Annotated in this window: 17 protein-coding genes; 9 read left to right on the top strand and 8 right to left on the bottom strand. The window is 68.0% G+C overall.

Annotated elements, in window-relative coordinates:
- Window positions 1–69 precede the first annotated feature (69 nt).
- Window positions 70–690: a TetR/AcrR family transcriptional regulator gene (locus WS54_RS03060; RefSeq protein ID WP_059784315.1), complete on the top strand. Its 621-nt coding sequence runs from the start codon at window positions 70–72 to the stop codon at window positions 688–690.
- Window positions 691–804: 114 nt separating this feature from the next.
- Here WS54_RS03060 and WS54_RS03055 read toward each other — a convergent pair whose 3' ends face one another.
- The gene (locus WS54_RS03055; protein WP_059784317.1) at window positions 805–1,419 is read right to left on the bottom strand and encodes a TetR family transcriptional regulator; all 615 of its coding nucleotides are present in this window, start codon (window positions 1,417–1,419) and stop codon (window positions 805–807) included.
- A gap of 386 nt (window positions 1,420–1,805) precedes the next feature.
- Here WS54_RS03055 and WS54_RS03050 point away from each other — a divergent pair, with 386 nt between their 5' ends.
- From WS54_RS03050 to WS54_RS03035, 3 genes are all read left to right on the top strand, one after another.
- Window positions 1,806–2,468, top strand: coding sequence for a DUF3313 domain-containing protein (locus WS54_RS03050; protein ID WP_059785112.1), 663 nt, complete (start codon window positions 1,806–1,808; stop codon window positions 2,466–2,468).
- Complete coding sequence (locus tag WS54_RS03045) at window positions 2,443–4,095, top strand: PqiB family protein (protein WP_082725164.1); 1,653 nt, start codon at window positions 2,443–2,445, stop codon at window positions 4,093–4,095. Before WS54_RS03050 ends, WS54_RS03045 begins: the two co-directional genes overlap by 26 nt.
- 177 nt (window positions 4,096–4,272) lie before the next feature.
- Window positions 4,273–4,626: a hypothetical protein gene (locus WS54_RS03035; protein ID WP_059784320.1), complete on the top strand. Its 354-nt coding sequence runs from the start codon at window positions 4,273–4,275 to the stop codon at window positions 4,624–4,626.
- Between the two features lie 40 nt (window positions 4,627–4,666).
- On the opposite strand, the gene WS54_RS03030 is transcribed toward WS54_RS03035, so the two are convergent.
- The 4 genes from WS54_RS03030 to WS54_RS03015 form a co-directional block, all read right to left on the bottom strand.
- A complete protein-coding gene (locus tag WS54_RS03030; RefSeq protein WP_059784323.1) occupies window positions 4,667–5,470 on the bottom strand; it encodes an alpha/beta fold hydrolase in 804 nt (267 codons plus the stop codon).
- 109 nt (window positions 5,471–5,579) lie between these two features.
- A complete protein-coding gene (locus WS54_RS03025) occupies window positions 5,580–6,497 on the bottom strand; it encodes a LysR family transcriptional regulator (protein ID WP_059784326.1) in 918 nt (305 codons plus the stop codon).
- Between the two features lie 166 nt (window positions 6,498–6,663).
- Window positions 6,664–6,909 carry a DUF3717 domain-containing protein gene (locus tag WS54_RS03020; protein ID WP_059784329.1) on the bottom strand — a complete coding sequence of 82 codons (246 nt, stop codon included), beginning with the start codon at window positions 6,907–6,909 and terminating at the stop codon, window positions 6,664–6,666.
- Window positions 6,910–7,171: 262 nt separating this feature from the next.
- Entirely contained in the window at window positions 7,172–8,707 is a 1,536-nt protein-coding gene (locus tag WS54_RS03015; RefSeq protein ID WP_059784331.1) for an amino acid permease, read from the bottom strand.
- Between the two features lie 585 nt (window positions 8,708–9,292).
- Between WS54_RS03015 and WS54_RS03010 the strand changes: the two genes are divergently transcribed.
- The 4 genes from WS54_RS03010 (at window position 9,293) to WS54_RS02995 (ending at window position 14,522) form a co-directional block, all read left to right on the top strand.
- A complete protein-coding gene (locus WS54_RS03010) occupies window positions 9,293–10,825 on the top strand; it encodes a sensor domain-containing diguanylate cyclase (protein ID WP_059784334.1) in 1,533 nt (510 codons plus the stop codon).
- A gap of 241 nt (window positions 10,826–11,066) precedes the next feature.
- Window positions 11,067–12,149, top strand: coding sequence for an FUSC family protein (locus tag WS54_RS03005; protein ID WP_059784337.1), 1,083 nt, complete (start codon window positions 11,067–11,069; stop codon window positions 12,147–12,149).
- Between the two features lie 320 nt (window positions 12,150–12,469).
- Complete coding sequence (gene argG, locus WS54_RS03000; RefSeq protein ID WP_006496064.1) at window positions 12,470–13,807, top strand: argininosuccinate synthase; 1,338 nt, start codon at window positions 12,470–12,472, stop codon at window positions 13,805–13,807.
- Window positions 13,808–14,024: 217 nt separating this feature from the next.
- Window positions 14,025–14,522 carry a hypothetical protein gene (locus WS54_RS02995; RefSeq protein ID WP_059784340.1) on the top strand — a complete coding sequence of 166 codons (498 nt, stop codon included), beginning with the start codon at window positions 14,025–14,027 and terminating at the stop codon, window positions 14,520–14,522.
- A gap of 173 nt (window positions 14,523–14,695) precedes the next feature.
- Here the strand turns inward: WS54_RS02995 and WS54_RS02985 are convergent, their stop codons facing one another.
- The gene (locus WS54_RS02985) at window positions 14,696–16,006 is read right to left on the bottom strand and encodes an MFS transporter (RefSeq protein WP_059784342.1); all 1,311 of its coding nucleotides are present in this window, start codon (window positions 16,004–16,006) and stop codon (window positions 14,696–14,698) included.
- A 133-nt stretch (window positions 16,007–16,139) separates the two neighbouring features.
- Window positions 16,140–17,222 carry a tartrate dehydrogenase gene (locus WS54_RS02980; RefSeq protein ID WP_034205379.1) on the bottom strand — a complete coding sequence of 361 codons (1,083 nt, stop codon included), beginning with the start codon at window positions 17,220–17,222 and terminating at the stop codon, window positions 16,140–16,142.
- A 108-nt stretch (window positions 17,223–17,330) separates the two neighbouring features.
- Between WS54_RS02980 and WS54_RS02975 the strand changes: the two genes are divergently transcribed.
- Window positions 17,331–18,251, top strand: a complete 921-nt coding sequence (locus WS54_RS02975; RefSeq protein WP_059784347.1) for a LysR substrate-binding domain-containing protein — start codon at window positions 17,331–17,333, stop codon at window positions 18,249–18,251.
- Window positions 18,252–18,485: 234 nt separating this feature from the next.
- On the opposite strand, the gene WS54_RS02970 is transcribed toward WS54_RS02975, so the two are convergent.
- Window positions 18,486–19,433 carry a LysR family transcriptional regulator gene (locus tag WS54_RS02970; protein ID WP_059784350.1) on the bottom strand — a complete coding sequence of 316 codons (948 nt, stop codon included), beginning with the start codon at window positions 19,431–19,433 and terminating at the stop codon, window positions 18,486–18,488.
- Window positions 19,434–19,440 lie beyond the last annotated feature (7 nt).

The following is a 19,440-nucleotide window of genomic DNA, read 5'->3' as shown; positions in this document are numbered from 1 at the left end:
AAGGTTGGATTCAAAAAAGTGCACGTCGTATACTAATGCAATCCGCACACTTTCAGTCAATCCCCTGCCATGACGATTCCGACCGACGATCCGGGCCGCCGCGCACGCAAACGCATCCAGATGCTCGCGCATCTCGCCGCGACCGGCGCGCGCCTGTTCGATGCGCACGGCTACGATGCCGTCACGATGGAGCAGATCGCCGCGCAGGCCGATGTCGCGAAGCGCACGCTGTACAACCACTTTCCGACGAAGGAAGCCGTGCTCGCGCACTGGCTCGAAGGCGAACTCGCGCGCGATCTCGCGCATCTGCAGCACGACGTCGCGCGGCGCAAGACCTTCGCGTCGCGCATCGGCTGCGTGCTCGACGCGTCGGCCGCGTGGTGCGAGCAACATCCGGCGTACCTGCTCGCGTACCTGCGGCACCGCTTCCTGAGCATCGGCGCCGCCGAACCGGAGCGCGCGGGAGAGCACGGCAGCGATATCGCATCGGTGTGGCAGCAATTGATCGCCGCCGGGCAGCAGGCCGGCGAACTGAACCGCACGCTACGGGCCGATCAGCTCGCAACCTGGTTCCATCACCTGTATCTCGCGGCGATGCTGCGCTGGCTGACCGTGCCGGGGCTGTCGCTGAAACGGGAGTTTCAGTCGGTCGCGAAGCTGTTCATCGAAGGCACGGAAGCGAAGAGCTGACGCACGCTCGCATGCGTGCGTACGCGCCACGCACTCACAAGCGCCCGAGCACGACCGCGAGCAGCGAGCGCCCGAAACGGGCGACCGCCACGCCGCATGCGACGAACGCGCGCTTCATTTTTTCCGCGGCGTTTTCGCCGCCCGCGCACCGCGTGGCGCGGCATCGCCGCCGCCCGCCGGCCATTGCGTCTCGTCGAGCAGCCGGTCGAACAGCCGGGCGCGCTCGTCGGCCGACAGCGGACACAGCCCGAACATCGCCGATAGCGCGAGCCCCCACGCCGCTTTCCATCGCAGCAGCGCGAGCTCGGGATCGCCGGATTCGACCGTCATCCGCTTCACGATCTCGGCATCGGTCTCGCGCACCTTCTGCAGCGGCGCGGGATCCTCGACCAGCGCCGCCATGATCGCGAGCGCCGCGGACGGCTGCTGGTCGATCACTTCGCGCATCGTCGCGATCTGCGCGGCCAGCGTCGGCTGCGCTTCGCCCGGATCGCGCGCGGCCAGATAGTCGCGCTGGAAACGTTGGTAGGTGTCCTGCTGATGTTCCATCAGCGCGTTCAGCACATCGCCTTTCGTGCGGAACTGATGCATCAGCCCGCCCTTGCTGATCCCGCTTTCGCGCGAAATCGCATCGAACGTGAGCTTGCCCGGGCCGTCGCGCTCGAGGATCGCGAGCGCCGCCTGGATCGCGGCAGTGCGCGTTCGCTCGGAACGCGTCGGGTTATCCATGAAATTTCCCCGGTATGAAATGAGGCGATGCGGCCGGGCCAGGCCGGCACGGCCGCATGAAGCGAATGCGCGGAGTCTATCACAAACAAACCGCCTGGTCGGTTTACATCCGGAAATGGCGGTGCTACGATCGGCTCCCGCATCGGCCCCGGCCGGATGACGGGCCGCGCCGTGCATTGCATGGCGCGGCGCGAGGCCCGTGTGGCGCGACTTCCCGGCCGTTCACCGCCGTCGAACGATCTGTCGCTTCCCCGTTTCATCGCCCGTATTGCGCCCCAAAAACAAACCGTCTGGTTGGTTTTTTCATAAACCCGAGCGGCAATGCCGCTCTGTTGCACCCCGTTCGCACCGGCCCGACCGGCGCGAAACCCGACCCGGAGAGTCAGATGAACCGAACGATCAAGCCCAGCCACCTGCTCAACGCCGCGCTGTGCGTCGCGCTCGCCGGATGCGCCGGCGTTCAGCCCACCCGCTACAGCGGCATCGAATCGTCGCCGTACCTGCGCAGCGATCCGCAGGACAAATCCGGCCGCGTGCCCTACCGCTACGCGCTGCCGGCGGACTGGCACAAGTACCGGAAGCTGATCCTCGACCCGGTGGTCGTCTATCGCGGCGCCGATCATCAGTTCGGTGACCTGACCGAACAGGACAAGTCGACGCTCGCCGCGTACATGGGCGACACGTTCGCGAAGAAGCTCGGCAAGCGCTTCGAGCTGACGAGCACGCCAGGCGCCGACACGCTGCGCGTAAAGCTGACGCTGACGGGCGCCGTGACGACGACGACGTTCGCCGGTGCGTTCGCGCATTTCGATCTCGCGGGGAACGTCTACAACGGCGTGCAGGCGATCCGCGGTCGCGAAGGCGCGTTCACGGGCTCGGTGATCTACGCGGTGGAGATCCGCGATGCGTCGACGAACCGGCTGATCAGCGCGTACGTGACGAAGCAGTATCCGAACGCGATGAACATCGGCGCGAGTTTCGGCGCGCTCGGCGCCGCAAAAACCGGCATCGACAAGGGTGCCGATGCGCTCGTCGCGCAATTCGACTGAACGCCGCGGGCGCACGTCGGCGCGGATCGCGCGGTGGCGTGCCCGCTGGCCGCGCGCGGCGATCGTCTGGATCGTGCCGCTCGCGGCCGCCGCGTGCTGCCTCGCATGGGGCGTGTCGTTGCTCGACAGCCGCGGGCCGACGCTCACGATCGCGTTCGCGACCGCCGACGGACTGGAGGCCGGCCGCTCGACGCTGCGGCTGCGCAATGTCGAAGTCGGCCGCGTCACGCGCGTTCGCGCACGGCGCGGGCAACCGGGCGTGACGATCGACGTGCAGCTGGACACCGACGCGCGCGCATTGGCCGTGGCGGACACACGTTTCTGGATCGTGCGGCCGCGCGTCGGGCTCGACGGCGTATCCGGCCTCGATTCGCTGCGCTCGGGCGCATACGTCGCGGCGGCCGTCGGCCGTTCGCATGCACCGCGCACCGCCTTCGCCGGGCTCGATGCACCACCGGTCGCCGAAGGCGGCGGCCGTCACTACACGTTGCGCGCCCCATCGCTCGGCTCGGTCACGATCGGCTCGCCGGTCTATCACCGGCGCGCCCGTGTCGGCCAGGTCGCCGGGTATGCGCTGGACGCCGACGGGCACGGTGTATCGATCGACGTGTTCGTCGCCGCGCCGTTCGATCGCTACGTCGATGCCGATGCGCGCTGGTGGCAAGCCGGCGGCCTCGGCCTGCAGCTCGATGCGGGCGGCATGAAGCTCGGCACGCCGTCGATTGCCGCGCTGCTCGCCGGCGCACTCGCGTTCGCGTCGCCGCCGGGACGCACGTCGGTCGTCGCGGCGCCCGACGGCGCGCGCTTTCGCGTGGCCGACGACGAAATCGACGCGATGCGCACGCCGAATGCTCCGGCCGCGCCGGTGGTGATGCGTTTCGACCGCTCGCTGCGCGGCCTCGAGGTCGGCGCGCCGGTGGATTTTCGCGGGATCGAACTGGGTAACGTGACGGCCGTCGGCACCGAATACGACGCGACACGCGGCGACGTCACGATGCGCGTGACGATGGCGCTCTACCCCGACCGCCTCGGGCAACGCTACCGCGCCGTCCTCGGCAACGGCGATTCCGATGCCGGCAAGGCGCTGTTGCACACGCTCGTCGCGCGCGGCTTGCGCGGCCAGTTGCGCATCGGTAACCCGATCGCCAACCGCTCGTATGTCGCGCTCGACATGTTCCCGCACGCGCCGCCCGCGTCGGTCGACACGAACCGCGAGCCGATTGCCTTGCCGACCGTGCCCGGTACGCTCGACGTGCTGCGCGACCGGATTGCCGATATCGCCGGCACTTTTTCCCGATTGCCGCTCGACCGGATGGGCACGAACCTGAACGTCGCGCTCGCGAATACCGATGCGCTGTTCGCCCGACTCGATACCGAACTCGCGCCGCAGGCCCATGCCGCGCTGCGCACCGCGCGACAGGCGTTCATGGTCGCGCAGGCCATGCTCCGGGAAAAGGGTGCGGATACATCGAACGTCCGCCATACGCTGACGCAATTCGCGCGCACGTCGCGCGCGCTGCGCGCATTGGCCGACGAAATGGAGCAGCATCCCGAATGGTTACGGCCGAGCGCATCGGCCACCACGCAGTCCGATCGCGCACCGCATCCGGCAAGTACGGCGCAGTGAATGCGTCGCGCGATGGACACACCTTTCGACGACGCGCGCACGCATCGCATGCGAAATTTCCCGCGCGGCAGTATGCTGATGCGGTACGGCTGCGCACTGTGCATCGGGCAAACCCGACGTATGCATGCGATCGCGCCGCCGTCGCGACCGCAATCATGCGTTGCAAGGAGGGTTGTGATGGCTACCACGCATCAGCACTTCCACCTCGAACTACGGCACGCCACCGCGCCGACCTACATCATCAGTTACCTGTTCCCTGCGTTGCTGTTGGTCTACGAACTGCTGCGCGTCGGCCAGTGGATCCGCGATCACGGGATGCAATTCGTCGCGTTCAAGCAGATGGGCTACGAGTATCTGCTGATGCTGCTGTTCGTCGGACTGCAGATCGTCGTCGAGGCGATCTTTCTGCTCGGCGCCGCGATGCGCAAGGATCATCGCGATTTCGAGCACCGCTTGCCGAACGTGATCCTCGGCATCGGCTGCTCGATCGCGCTGCTGGCGATCGATCTCGCGATCCAGCTTTCGTTCTGACGGCCGGCGGGCGCCCGCCCGCTGGCGATGGCGAGCGCGCTCAGGCGGGCGCGTCGCGCAGGAACGTCGCGACGGCGGCCAGCACGTCGTCGGTTCGCTCGCGGTGCGGCATGTGTCCGCAGCGGGCGAGCAACAGGAACGACGACGGCCCCGCAACGCGCGCGGCGATCCGCTTCGGATGCACGTCGGACCCGTATTCGTCGTCTTCGCCGTGAATCGCGAGCGTCGCGCACTGCACGCGCTGCAAGTCGTCGTCGAGCGTCCAGTCGCGAAACGCCGGCGACAGCCACGTGTCGACCCACGCGCGCAGCACCCATTCGGCCTTGTCGCCGTGATAGCGCGCGAGCCGGTCGAGTTGCCCCGGCTCGTCGAACTGCCGCCCCGCGTCGCGAATGCCGGCCAGCGTGCGATCCTCGACGAATGCCTGCGCGGCGACCGTCACGAGCGCGCGGCAACGTGCCGGATACGCGGCCGCACACCCGACCGCCATCCCGCCGCCGACGCTGTGGCCGAAGGCGACGAACGCATCGACGCCGAGCCGTTCCAGTACCGCGGCGAACGCACGGTCAGCCTCGTCGCGGACGAACGCCGAGTCGAGCTTGCCCGGATGGCGATCCGAACGGCCGAAACCGAGGCGGTCGTAGGCGATCACGTCGCGCTGCGTGACGCGCGCGAGCTGGGCGGGAAAGTCGCGCCACAGGTCGACGCAGCCGAGCGAATCGTGCAGCAGCACGATCGGCGCAGTCGTGTGCCGCGCCGGAGCCGGAGCCGCCCGCCAGCGTTTCGCAAAGAGCCGCCCTTGCGGCGTCTCGACGGTTGTCTCCTCGGTCACGATATCGGCCATGTGTCGGTCGTCTGCATGAAAGCGGCCGCCCGTCGGCGGCCGCATCGAATCGGGGCATGGTGGCCTGCCGGCGCGCACCGCGTCAAGCAAGCCCCTGCCACCCACGCGCTCATTCGGGCTGCGGCGGCAGATACTCCATCTGCGCTTCGTCGTACAACCGGTAGATCAGCGCCTGCATCGCGCGGATGTCCTCGGATTCGTCGAGCGCGCGCGTGCTCATGATGATCGGCGACACGAGGTTCGGATCGTCGAGCGGCTTGTAGCTGATGTCGTCGCGCTTCAGCCCGTACACGCTCTGCGGGACGACCGACACGCCCTCGCCCATCGCGACGAGGCCGAGCGCGATCTGCAATTCGCGCGTCTCGTAGATCCTGCGCGGTTGCAGCGCGCGATCGTGGAAGGCCGCGAGCACCTGGTCCGCATAGCTCGGGCGCGGCGCCTTCGGAAAGATGATCAGCGTGTCGTTCACGAGATCGTGCAGCGACAGCACGGGCTTCGCGCTGTCGAGCACGTGGCCGACCGGCAGCGCGACGATCATCCGCTCCTCGCGCAGCACGACGCGCCGCACGCTCGGATCCTCGTGACGGATGCGCCCGAACCCGACGTCGATGCGCCCTTCCTTCAGCGCCTTGATCTGGTCCATCGTCGACATCTCGTGCAGGCTCAGCTCGACGGCCGGATATTCGCTGCGATAACGCCGGATGATTTTCGGCAGCATCCCGTACAGCGTCGAGCCGACGAACCCGACCGACATGCTGCGCTCGATCTTGCCGACCCGCTTCGTCATCGATTCGAGTTCGGTGGTCTGCGCGAGCAGTTGCACCGCGTGCGAATAGAAGAAGCGCCCCGCGTCGGTCAGCTTCAGCGGCCGCGCGTTGCGCTCGAACAGCGACACGCCGAGCGCTTCCTCGAGCTGCTGGATCTGCCGGCTCAGCGGCGGTTGCGCGATATGCAGCCGTTCCGCCGCCCGCGTGAAATTCCGCTCTTCGGCCACCGCGACGAAGTAGCGGAGGTGTCTCAACTCCATGTTCGATGCCTCCCGGCGAGCGATCCGGCGCCCAACCCGGCCGGATGATGTCGCCACGATACCGCAGGCAGGGCCGATCGCCACGCTCGCCGCCCAAAGCAAAACGGGAAGCCTGCGCGCTTCCCGTCGTTTCATCGCCGCCTTGCGGCGGCGGCGCGACCGCGCATCACACCTCGGTCGCGTACAGCGCGTCGCGCTGCTCGTGGCTCAGCGAGTCGAGCGGCACGTCGGGCAATCGATAGCAGATCATCGTGCCGTACAGCTCGGCCAGGCAGTTGCTGCCGGCGTCGAGCGCGTAGCCGTCCTCGCCGTCCGGCGCCGGCGGGTACACTTCGCGCCACGCGTTGATCGCGGCTTCGATTCGCACGATGGAAACGGGTTCGGCCTTCCGCTCGGCGGGTGATGCACTCATGAGTTCCTCTGGGTTGCGCGCTCCGCGGGCCGTGCCGGCCCGGACGGAGCGATAAAAACGCCGGGCCGCCCGCCGGCCGCCGCGCCGCGCGCGCCGGATGCCGATCCGCGCCGCGCCTGTCGCGCCGGCCGGGCCGTGGCCCGGTAGGGTCGGGCAATATAACCGGCTTTGACCCCGTGCAGGCAAAAGCCGGGCAAAAAAAAACGGGAAGCGCATGGCTTCCCGTTTCGTCGTCCGTCGCACGGCCGCTGCCGCGCCGGCGTCAGCTTGCAGTTTCGCGGTTCGCCACCGGCTGCCGCTGCGCGCCGCGATTCGCGGCGACCCACGGCGCGATCTCCATGTCCTCGTAGCGCACGAACCGGCTCTTCTTCAGGAACCGGTAGCCGAGCCACACGACGACGAACAGCGGAATGCCGACGTAGGTCGCGGCCACGCCGGCCCAGTCGATCCGATTCGCGAGGAACGCCTGATAGTCCTGGCCGAGCGCGATCACGAGGCACAGCACGAACGCGAACAGCGGACCGAACGGAAACCACTTCGACTGGTACGGCAACTGGTCGAGCGCATAACCCTGCTTCACGTAGCCCTTGCGGAACCGGTAGTGGCTGACCGCGATGCCGAGCCACGCGATGAAGCCCGTCATCCCCGACGTGTTCAGCAGCCACAGGTAGACGGTCTTGTCGCCGTACAGCGACGTGAAGAAGCACAGCGCGCCGACGGCGGTGGTTGCGTACAGCGCGTTGCGCGGCACGCCGCCCGGCGACAGCTTCGCGAACACCTTCGGCGCGCGGCCTTCGGTGGCGAGGTTGTAGAGCATCCGCGTCGACGCATACATGCCCGAGTTGCCGGCCGACAGCACGGCCGTCAGGATCACCGCGTTCATCACGCCGGCCGCGAACGCGAGGCCCGCGTGGCGGAACACCAGCGTGAACGGGCTCACGCCGATGTCGGTCACGTCCGTCTTCAGCAGGTTCGGGTCGGTATACGGAATCAGCACGCCGATCACGAAGATCGCGAACACGTAGAACAGCAGGATCCGCCAGAACACCTGGCGCACCGCGCGCGGAATCGTCGTGCGCGGGTTCTCCGATTCGCCGGCCGCGACGCCGATCAGTTCGGTGCCCTGGAACGAGAAGCCCGCGATCATCGCGACGCCCATCAGCGCCGGCAGGCCGCCCGCGAACGGCGCGTCGCCGATCGTCAGGTTGCCCCAGCCGTTGGCCGGCGCGCCCTTCAGAATGCCGAAGATCATCAGCAGGCCGACGCCGATGAACGCGACCACGGTGACGACCTTGATCAGCGCGAACCAGTACTCGGCTTCGCCGAAACCGCGCACGGTGAGCGCATTGAGCAGGAACATCACGGCAAGGAACGCCGCGCTCCACCACACGCCCGGCACGTCCGGAAACCAGTAGTGCATCACGAGCTGCGCGGCGACGAGCTCCACCGCGATCGTCACCGCCCAGTTGTACCAGTAGTTCCAGCCGAGCGCGAAGCCGAAGCCTTCGTCCACGTATTTCGCGCCGTAGGTCGCGAACGAGCCCGACACCGGCATGAACGCGGCCATCTCGCCGAGGCTCGTCATCAGGAAGTAGACCATCAGGCCGATCAGCATGTACGCGACCATCGCGCCGCCGGGGCCGGCCTGCGAGATCGACGCGCCGGACGCGACGAACAGGCCCGTGCCGATCGAGCCGCCGATGGCGATCATCGTCAGGTGGCGCGCCTTCAGCGCGCGATGAAGCTTGGGTCGGTTCGCGGACGAACCGGATGGGTCGGAATTCGGAATGGCGGACATAAACGAAACGAACGTTGAGCGGGCCGGCATCCGTGGCCGGCGCATGCGGAACCGGAGCGCGGTGCGCGTCCTGCGATGCATTCGATGCGGCCCCGATACGCGTTGCGCGGCGGGCGCCTGCGGCGAAGCGCGGATTCTACCTGATTCGACAGGCGGACAGCCAAGGTCGCCCGCCCGCCGCCACGCCGGCGATTTCGCGGAATCAACGGGTTGGCCGCTTCGGCCGCCGCGACTGCCGCATGCCGTCGCCCAAACCACGATTACGTCCGGGTCATTCGATTTTCATTTCTCCGGTCGGCGCCCAATCCTGTCCCGATCCGCCAAATATCGCATCAATACGCAAAATCGACCGCTCGACGCCCCATTAATCAGATGAAAAGACGGACACTGGTCATTGATTCAAATCAAATCGCCCGCGCGCCATGCGGTAATGATGCGTAACCGTTTCGAATCGTCGTCTCCGCATGCATGTTTTGCATGTGCACACGAAATTCGGGAATTCGCGGGATAATGACGATTAATTCGAAATAATCAGCGCACGGAACCGCCAACCACGCGCGTACCCGCCGCCCGCCACCCCCGAGGATGAAGTCATTCCCGCTGCCCGCCACGCTGCGCCGCCATACCGCGTCGATCGTGGCACGGATTCTGTCGCCCCGCGGCGTCCTCGTGGCGGGCATCGTCCTGCTGATGTTCAGTTGGGGACTTTCCACGTCGCTGTTGATCGAGGCACGGCGCGACGCGTATGACCATGCGGTCGAAAATGCGCGCAACCTGATGCTGCTGATCGAACGCGATATCGCGCGCAATATCGAACTCTACGATTTGTCGCTGCAAAACGTCGTCGACGGCGTGGCCGATCCGGAATTGATGACATTGCCGCCGCGCCAACGCCACCGGCTGCTGTTCGACCGCGCGGCGACCGGCGCCTATCTCGGCTCGATTTTCGTGATGGATGCGCACGGCAATATCGCGATCGATTCCAGCGCATCGCCCGCCCGGCAAGGCAATTTCGCCGACCGCGACTATTTCACCGTGCATCGCGACCGGCTCGTCGCCGGCCTCTACATCAGCCGGCCGTACGCGTCGCGGCTGCGCGGCGGCGCGCTGACGATCGCGCTGAGCCGCCGGATCACCGGGCCCGACGGCAGGTTCGGCGGCATCGTCGTCGGCACGCTCAGCATCGACTACTTCCGCGCGCTGCTCGACGGCCTCGCGGTCGGCCGGCACGGCAGCGCGGCGATCGTCGAGGACAACGGCACGCTCGTGTCGCGCCTGCCGTACGACACGCGGGTGGTCGGCCTCGATCTGCACGACTCGCCGCTGTTCATCGACGCGCAGCGCAGCCGCAACGGCGAGCTGACCGGCGTCGGCGCCATCGACGGCGTGCGGCGCATCTATGTTTACAAGCATCTCGCCGGGCTGCCGCTGATCGTCGACGTCGCGCCCGCCGAGATCGACATCTACGCGTCGTGGCACCACCGCGCGGTCTGGACCGTCGTGCTGATGGGCCTGTTCACGGCGTTCATCGCGTGGGGCTCGCTCGCGCTGTCGCGCGAGCTGAAGCGCCGGCAGGAGGCCGAATCGAAGCTGTACCGGCTCGCGCACACCGATTCGCTGACGGGCCTCGACAACCGCGGCACCTTCGACACGGTGCTCGCGAAGGAGGCGCAGCGCGCGTCGCGCAGCGGCCGCCCGTTGTCCGTGCTGTTCGTCGACGTCGACCACTTCAAGGCGTTCAACGACTACTACGGCCACCCGGCCGGCGACGACGTGCTGCGCCAAGTCGCGCAGTCGCTGTCGCGCTGCCTGCGCCGCGACGGCGATCACGTCGCGCGCTACGGCGGCGAGGAATTCGTCGTCACGCTGCCCGACACCGACGCGCCGGGCGCGGCGACCGTCGCCGAAGGCATCCGGCGCGCGATCGCGGGGCTCGACATCGAACACGTGAAAAGTCCGTACGGGCGCGTCACGGCCAGCATCGGCACGGCCACCGCCGCCGACGGCCGGATGAACGCCGCGACGCTGCTGCGGCGCGCCGACGAAGCGCTGTACCGCGCGAAGTCCGGCGGCCGCAACCGCGTGCTGGACGCGCAGTCGAGCGCGGCCGACGCGTGACTCGCCGCGAGGCGTCTTTGCGCCTTGATTCGCCTTGATTCGCCTTGATTCGCCTTGGTGCGCCTCGATGCGCGTTGATCCGCCCCGCCGCGTGATCCGATGCGGCCGCCTGCCGCCCCGCCCTGCGGCCGCGCCGTGGACAGCCCGCGCGCGTTCGGCTAGCGTTACGTCAGCTGCGCATGCGGCGCGGCGCCGGCCCGCGCGGGCCGCCGTGCGCGTTCCTGCCACCCTCAGCTCCGCCATGACCGCCCCGCTCCCCACCCGCCTGCCCCCGCTCGTGCGCCACGCGCTTCGCCCGCTGCTCGACCCGTATCGCCGCTACCGGCATGCGAAGCTGATCCATGCGGCGCGCGTCGCGCTTGCGATTCTCGTGTCGATCGCGCTGTCCACGGGGTTGAACGTGCCGCATGGCGAATGGTCGACGATCACGGTGCTGATCGTCGTCGGCGGACTTCAGCACCACGGCAACATCCGCAAGAAGGCGGCCGAGCGCGCGCTCGGCACATCGATCGGCGCACTGGCGGGGCTCGGGCTGATCCTCCTCTACTCGTTCCTGCACGCACCGTTCGCGATCTACCTGCTGATGGCAGTCGGGTGCGGCGTCTGCGCGTATCACGCGATCGGCAAGGCCGGCTACATCGCGCTGCTGTCGGCGATCACGATGGTGATCGTCGCCGGGCACGGCGACAACGAGATCGTCGACGGCCTGTGGCGCGCGGTGAACGTGCTCGCCGGCATCGCGATCGCGCTGGCGTTCTCGTTCGCGCTGCCGCTCTACGCGACCTATTCGTGGCGCTACAAGCTCGCCGACGCGCTGCGCGCGTGCGCGGCCGTGCATGCGCGGCTCGCGGGCGACCGCCAGGTGGGCGACGACGCGCACCTGAAGGAAATGGCCGCGCTGAGCGCGCTGCTCGTGCAGTTGCGCTCGCTGATGCCGTCGGTGGCGAAGGAATGCGAGACGTCGATGGCGCAACTCGAGGCGATCCAGCGCAGCCTGCGCCTGTGCATCGGTTATCTGGAGATCCTGTCGAGCGCGCTGCCGGCCCGCGACGACGTGGCGGCCCGCGAATACATGCGCGTCGAGATGAAGACCGTGAACCGGCGCATCCGCGACACGCTGGTCGGGGCGAGCCGCGCGCTCAAGTTCGGCACGCCGAGCCGGCTCGCGCCGCGCCGCCGGCCGGCCGACGCGCCGCACGACGTACCGAACGACGCGCCGCCGCCGCAATTGTCCGGCTACGTGTCGATCACGGCCAAGCTGGCCGGCGAAGTCGACCAGCTGCGCGAGCGGCTGCTCGATACCGCACGGTCGTGGAATATCTGAGGCGCCAGCTTCACACGCCTTTCTTTCATATGCCTTTCGGCACATCGAGGCGGCGCGCCGGCGACGCTGGGCACGGCCGGCCACCGATCCGGCCCCCGAAATCCGGCCCGGGGCCCGGTTCGTCCGCGCGGGTTTTCGGCGTCGATGCAACGCCGCCCCGCCCGGCGTTCTCCAGCCGGTTAACCGCCTGTCAGGCCCGCCGCGACGGGCGCGGCGACGGTTCCGCACCAAAATCAACCCTTGCCCCATCTTCCCGGACAGCCGATACTCGCATATTCCGCGAAATACGATCCCACCGGCTTCAATCCACGGTAATTCCTATGAGCACGATTCTCGAAAGCCTCCCGACCGGCCAGAAGGTCGGTATCGCCTTCTCCGGCGGCCTGGACACCAGCGCCGCGCTGCACTGGATGAAACTGAAGGGCGCCGTCCCGTACGCATACACGGCGAACCTCGGCCAGCCCGACGAAGACGATTACGACGCGATCCCGAAACGCGCGATCGAATACGGCGCAGCCGGCGCCCGCCTGATCGACTGCCGTGCGCAGCTCGTCGCCGAAGGCATCGCGGCGCTGCAAAGCGGCGCGTTCCACATCACGACCGCCGGCGTCACGTACTTCAACACGACGCCGATCGGCCGCGCCGTGACGGGCACGATGCTCGTCGCCGCAATGAAGGAAGACGGCGTCAACATCTGGGGCGACGGCAGCACGTACAAGGGCAACGACATCGAGCGCTTCTACCGCTACGGCCTGCTCGTGAACCCGGATCTGAAGATCTACAAGCCGTGGCTCGACCAGACGTTCATCGACGAGCTCGGCGGCCGCGCCGAAATGTCCGAATTCATGAACCAGGCCGGCTTCGCGTACAAGATGTCGGCCGAGAAGGCGTATTCGACCGATTCGAACCTGCTCGGCGCGACGCACGAGGCGAAGGATCTGGAAAGCCTCGAAAGCGGCATCAAGATCGTGAACCCGATCATGGGCGTCGCGTTCTGGCGCGACGACGTGAAGATCGCCGCCGAGGAAGTGACGGTGCGCTTCGAAGCCGGCCAGCCGGTCGCGCTGAACGGCGTCGAGTTCAAGGATCAGGTCGAGCTGCTGCTGGAAGCGAACCGTATCGGCGGCCGCCACGGCCTCGGCATGAGCGACCAGATCGAGAACCGCATCATCGAGGCGAAGAGCCGCGGCATCTACGAAGCTCCGGGCCTCGCGCTGCTGTACATCGCGTACGAGCGTCTCGTCACCGGTATCCACAACGAAGACACGATCGAGCAGTACCGCGAAAACGGCCGCCGCCTCGGCCGCCTGCTGTACCAGGGCCGCTGGTTCGACCCGCAGGCGATCATGCTGCGCGAAACCGCGCAACGCTGGGTCGCACGCGCGATCACCGGCGAAGTGAAGATCGAACTGCGCCGCGGCAACGACTACTCGATCCTGAGCACGAAGTCGCCGAACCTCACGTATCAGCCGGAACGCCTGTCGATGGAGAAGGTCGCGTCGACGTTCTCGCCGCGCGACCGGATCGGCCAGTTGACGATGCGCAACCTCGACATCACCGATACGCGCGACAAGCTGCGCGTGTACTCGCAAGTCGGGCTGCTGACGCCGGGCGAAGCGTCGGCGCTGCCGCAGATCAAGGGCGACGGCGACAAGTAAGTCGCGTCGTTCGACGCCGTGCCGCATCGCCTGCATGCGGCACGGTCGGGCAGGCTGCACGTGTGGCGCCTCATTACGCACGCAGCCTGCCGCTTCCCCTGTCCCCCGCCTTTCCGCTTCCTTCCGCATTCGCATCCCGCCGCGTGACGCGTCGACGGCACTGCATCGCCGTGCCGGTCATGGCAAGCTGCGAGTCGTCCGATTCCTGCGTCGACTCATGACCACCCTTACCGTCATCCACCTGAACGGCCCGATCAACAGCGGCAAGACGACGATCGGCCTCGCGCTCGCACGCGTGTTGCCCGACGCGCGCTTCATCGACGGCGACGATCACGATGCGCCAGAAGATGCGCCGTTCGACGTGCAATGGGCGATCGCGCTCGAACGCCTCGTCACGCAGATCGCGAACGCACGAGAACGCCATCTGGTCATCGCCTATCCGATCGGCGACGCGGAGTTCGAACGGCTGCGCGCGGCCTGCGATGCGCGCGATGCGCGATTGTTCGTCGTCACGCTCGCGCCGCCGGAAGCGGTCGCGGCGTCGAATCGCGGCGCGCGCGCGTTGACGGAATGGGAGCGCCGCCGGATCGCGGAAATGTATCGGGAAGGGTATGCGGCGCGGCCATTCAGCGAGATGGTGGTGGATACTTCCGATGCGACGCCCGACGCGTGTGCGGCACGTATCGCGCGGCAGGTCGCGGCGACGGCCTCGTAGCAGCCTCGTAGCAGCCTCGTCGCGGCTGCGCCGGCACGCGCCGTCCGGGCCGTGCGTGAACCTGCGCTGACGCCGACGCTCGCGCCCGGCCGATCGCGCGCCGCCGCGCACGAAGCCGGACAGGTACGCCACGCCCCCGTCCGGCTGCCCTGCAGCCGCGCACATTGCCACGCTTACGAGTGATGCCGCACGCCCGGCACCGCCGCTTCCCGCGCGCCCTTGCGGCTCAGCATCAGCGTGACGATCGCCGACACCGCGAGCGTGCCGGCCACCACGTAGAGCCCGGCCGCATACCCGCCCGTCGCGTGCTTCAGCCAGCCGATCGCGAACGGCCCGACGAACCCGCCGAGATTGCCGATCGAGTTGATCATCGCGATGCCCGCCGCCGCGCCGGCCCCCGACAGGAACGCGCTCGGCATCGCCCACAGCGGCGCCTTCGCGGCGCTGATGCCGATGTTGACGACGACCAGCGCGAGCACGGTCAGCAGCGCGGTGCTCGCCTGCCCAGCGAACACGAAGCCGATGCACGCGAGCACGCACGGAATCACGACATGCCACGTGCGCTCGCCGGTGCGATCCGAATGCCGCGCCCACGCGATCATCGCGACCACGGCGGCGATGCTCGGAATGCCGGTCAGCAAGCCCGTCTGCAATGCGGTGAAGCCGAACTGCTCGACCATCAGCGGCGCCCACAGGCCCAGCGTGTACAGCCCCGCCGACGTGCCGAAGTAGATCAGCGCGAGCGCCAGCACGCGCGGGTCGCGCAGCGCCTGCCACGCGCCGGCCGTATGCCCGGCGTGCGTGTGGCGCGCGTCCGCTTCCGCTTTCAGCTTCGCGATCAGCCAGTCGCGCTCGTCGGCCCGCAGCCACGCGGCCTGCGACGGCGCCTCGGTCAGGCACTTCAGCACGACGAAGCCGAGCGCGACCGCCGGCAGCGCTTCGACGATGTACAGCATCTGCCAGTCGGCCAAGTCGAACATCGGCGGCATCTGCATGATCGCGCCCGACAGCGGCGAGCCGATCGCGGTCGAGATCGGCGCAGCCGCCATGAACCACGCGGCGGCCACCGCGCGCTGCTTCACGGGAAACCACAAGCTCAGGTACAGGATGATGCCGGGGAAGAAACCCGCTTCGGCCATGCCGAGCAGGAAGCGCAACACGTAGAAGCTGGTCGGCCCGGCCGCGAACGCGGATACGGCCGACACGATCCCCCACGTAATCATCACGCGCGCGATCCAGATGCGCGCGCCGACGCGGTGCAGTATCAGGTTGGACGGCACTTCGAACAGGAAGTAGCCGATGAAGAACAGGCCGCCGCCGAACCCGAACGCGGTCGGCGACAGGCCGATCGCCTTGTTCATCGTCATCGCGGCAAAGCCGACGTTGACGCGATCGAGAAAGCTGACGAAGTAAAGCAGCATCACGAACGGAATGATGCGCCACATCAGTTTCCGCGCGACGCGGGTTTCCAGATCCGCTTGCATGTGTCTCCTCCTTCGAGGTCGGGCCGTGCGCCGTCGGTCGGTGGACCATCGGCGCCGGCCGCCGCCCGGCTCGCGTCGGATGCGCGAGTCGCGGACAGAAAAAATGCGCGAGTGAAGCGAACGGGCGGCGCCGTCAGGCCGCGACCGCCGCGTTGGCGATGCGCTCGCAGACGGCCGCCGTCACCTGCACAGTCGTCGCGCTGCCGCCGAGGTCGCGCGTATGCAGCGACGGGTCGGCCGTCACGGTCTCGATCGCCTGCATCACACGCGCGGCCGCTTCCGTCTCGCCGAGGTGATCGAGCAGCATCACGACCGACCAGAACGTGCCGACCGGATTCGCGAGCCCCTTGCCCATGATGTCGAACGCGGAGCCGTGGATCGGCTCGAACATCGACGGATAGCGGCGCTCGGGATCGATGTTGCCGGTCGGCGCGATGCCGAGGCTGCCCGCGAGCGCGGCGGCGAGATCGCTGAGAATGTCCGCGTGCAGGTTAGTCGCAACGATCGTGTCGAGCGACGCCGGCCGGTTGACCATGCGCGCGGTCGCCGCATCGACGAGCTCCTTGTCCCATGTCACGTCGGGAAACTCCTGCGCGATCTGCTTCGCGATCTCGTCCCACATCACCATCGCGTGCCGCTGTGCGTTGCTCTTCGTGATCACGGTCAGCAGCTTGCGCGGCCGCGACTGCGCGAGCCGGAACGCGAAACGCATGATGCGTTCGACGCCGGCGCGCGTGAGGATCGACACGTCGGTCGCAGCCTCGATCGGATGGCCTTGGTGCACGCGCCCGCCGACGCCCGCGTACTCGCCTTCCGAGTTCTCGCGGACGATCACCCAGTTCAGGTCGTCCGGCCCGCAGCGCTTCAGCGGCGCGTCGATGCCCGGCAGGATGCGTGTCGGGCGCACGTTCGCGTACTGGTCGAAGCCCTGGCAGATCTTCAGGCGCAGCCCCCAGAGCGTCACGTGGTCGGGCACGTCCGGGTCGCCTGTGGAGCCGAACAGGATCGCGTCCTTGCCGCGCAGCGCGTCGAGACCGTCGGCCGGCATCATCGCACCGTGCTGGCGGTAGTAGTCGGCGCCCCAGTCGAAATCCTCGAACTCGAACGCGAAGCGGTCGCTGCCGCGGGCGAGCGCTGCCAGCACCTGCTTGGCCGCAGGCACCACTTCCTTGCCGATGCCGTCGCCGGGAATCGTTGCGATACGGTAGGTCTTCATGCGGACATCCTCGATTGATCGTAAGCGTGAACGCACTTTACCGAACCAGTAGTGCAGAAACCGGGGCTATACTCAAAGCATCTTTAACTTCAATTCATGAATCCCGTCATGGCGGATACCGTCCAGCCGGCCGATCTCGGCTTCTTCTCGACGCTGGCCGCTTCGGGCAGCCTGAGCGCGGCCGCGCGCGAGCTCGGGCTGACCGCGGCGGCCGTCAGCAAGCGGCTCACGCAGATGGAGCGGCGTGCGGGCGTGACGCTCGTCAATCGCACGACGCGGCGGATGATGCTGACACCCGAAGGCGATGTGTACTTGGAATACGCGCGCCGGATCCTCGACCAGATGGACGAACTCGGAGAATTGCTCGGCAGCGCAAAGCAGCGGCCGAAGGGCCTGCTACGCGTGAATGCGACGCTCGGCTTCGGGCGCAGCCACGTCGGCCCGGCGATCTCGCGCTTCGTCGCGCGCTATCCGGAAGTGTCAGTGCAGCTGCAGCTGTCGGTGATGCCGCCGCCGCTCACCGACGATGCGTTCGACGTGTGCGTCCGCTTCGGCGAACCGCCCGACACGCGCGTCGTCGCGCGGCGGCTCGCGCCGAACCGCCGGCTACTGTGCGCGGCGCCCGTGTATCTCGCGCGGCACGGGACGCCCGGCACGCCGCACGACCTGACGCGGCACAACTGCATCGGCATCCGGCAGGGCGACGAAGGTTACGGCGTGTGGCGCTTGACGAGCGGGCGCGGCGCGGCCCGCCGCACGGAAGCCGTGCGGATCAACGGCAACCTGACGACGAACGACGGCGAAATCGCGGTGAAGTGGGCGCTCGACGGGCACGGGATCCTGATGCGCGCGGAATGGGATCTGCGCGACTATCTCGCCGACGGGCGGCTGGTGGTCGTGCTGCCGGATCATGAAACGTCGAGCGCCGATATCTACGCGGTATATGCGCAGCGTCACCAGATGTCGGCGCGAATTCGCGCGTTCGTCGATTTTCTGGCGGAAGAATTGGGGCGATTCAGGGTGGTGTAACGCGCGGGCTCCACACGCCGTGCGGGACGGCCTGTCGGTGCGCGATGCTGCGGGCACCCGCACGCCTCCGGCTCGCCGTGTGCGGCTGCACGGCTGACCGTGCGGCATATGAGGAAAATATTTTGGCCGATTTCGCATTGCATCGCCAAAATATTGACATTCTTCGATCCGTACCGGATGGCCCGTGCATTCCGCCTCGCAACCGCTTGACGGCTTGCCGGCCACATACCGCCGTCAGGCCGCCGCTACCAGTCCGCCATAACGGTCGCACGCAGCGACGACTTCCTGCGCCGGCCGCCACCCCGTCGCCCCCACCGGCGCCAGCCCCATGTGTTCCTTCACGGCCTGCACGAAACGCTCGGCGATCCAGTCGACGAACGCGCGCACGCCGGGCGATACATGCGGGCGCTTCACGTAGACGGCCGACACGGCGAGCGCATCGGGTTGCCAGCGCGGCAGCACCTCCCGCAATCGCCCGGCCTCGATCAGCGGCTGCGCGGCAACGCGCGTCGGCTGGATCAGCCCGAGGCCGTGCACGCCGCAGGCGAGATACGCCTGCTCGTCGTCCACGCCGACGATGCCGTCGAGCCGCACCTTGCGCACCGCGTCGTCCACCACAAACTCGAGCTCGGCCGGACGCTGGCCGGATACGTGCGACGCGCCTACCGCGCGATGCGCGCCCAGCTCGTCGGGCGTGCGCGGCACGCCGAAGCGGTCGAGATACGCGGGGCTCGCGCACGTCACGCGCTCGAGCGCGCCGAGCCGGCGCGCGACGAGCGACGAATCGGGCAGCGCACCGAGCCGGATGCTGCAGTCGATCGCGTCGCCGATACGATCGACCGCGCGCCCGGCCATGGCGAGCATCAGTTCGAGATCGGGATGCCGTGCGTTGAATTCGCCGAGCGCCGGCAACACGATCGCGCCCGCCACCGACGCCGGCAACTCGACACGCAGCGGCCCGCTCGGACGCAGCGCGGCGCCGCGGATGCTGGCTTCGAGTTCGTCGACGTCCGCCGTGATGCTGACGCAGCGCCGGTAGTACGCGTCGCCTTCGGGCGTCGCCCGCAACGCGCGCGTCGTGCGCACCAGCAACGGCATGCCGAGCGCCTGCGCCGCGCGCGTAAAGCTGTTCATTTCGACGATGCGCGTGAAGATGCGCATCGCGCGGATCGGATTGTCCACCCCAACA

It is taken from the genome of Burkholderia sp. NRF60-BP8 (assembly GCF_001522585.2).
Classification (GTDB): Bacteria; Pseudomonadota; Gammaproteobacteria; order Burkholderiales; family Burkholderiaceae; genus Burkholderia.
The sequence above is the reverse complement of the archived record's forward strand: the minus strand, read 5'-3'. Positions and strand labels throughout refer to the sequence as shown.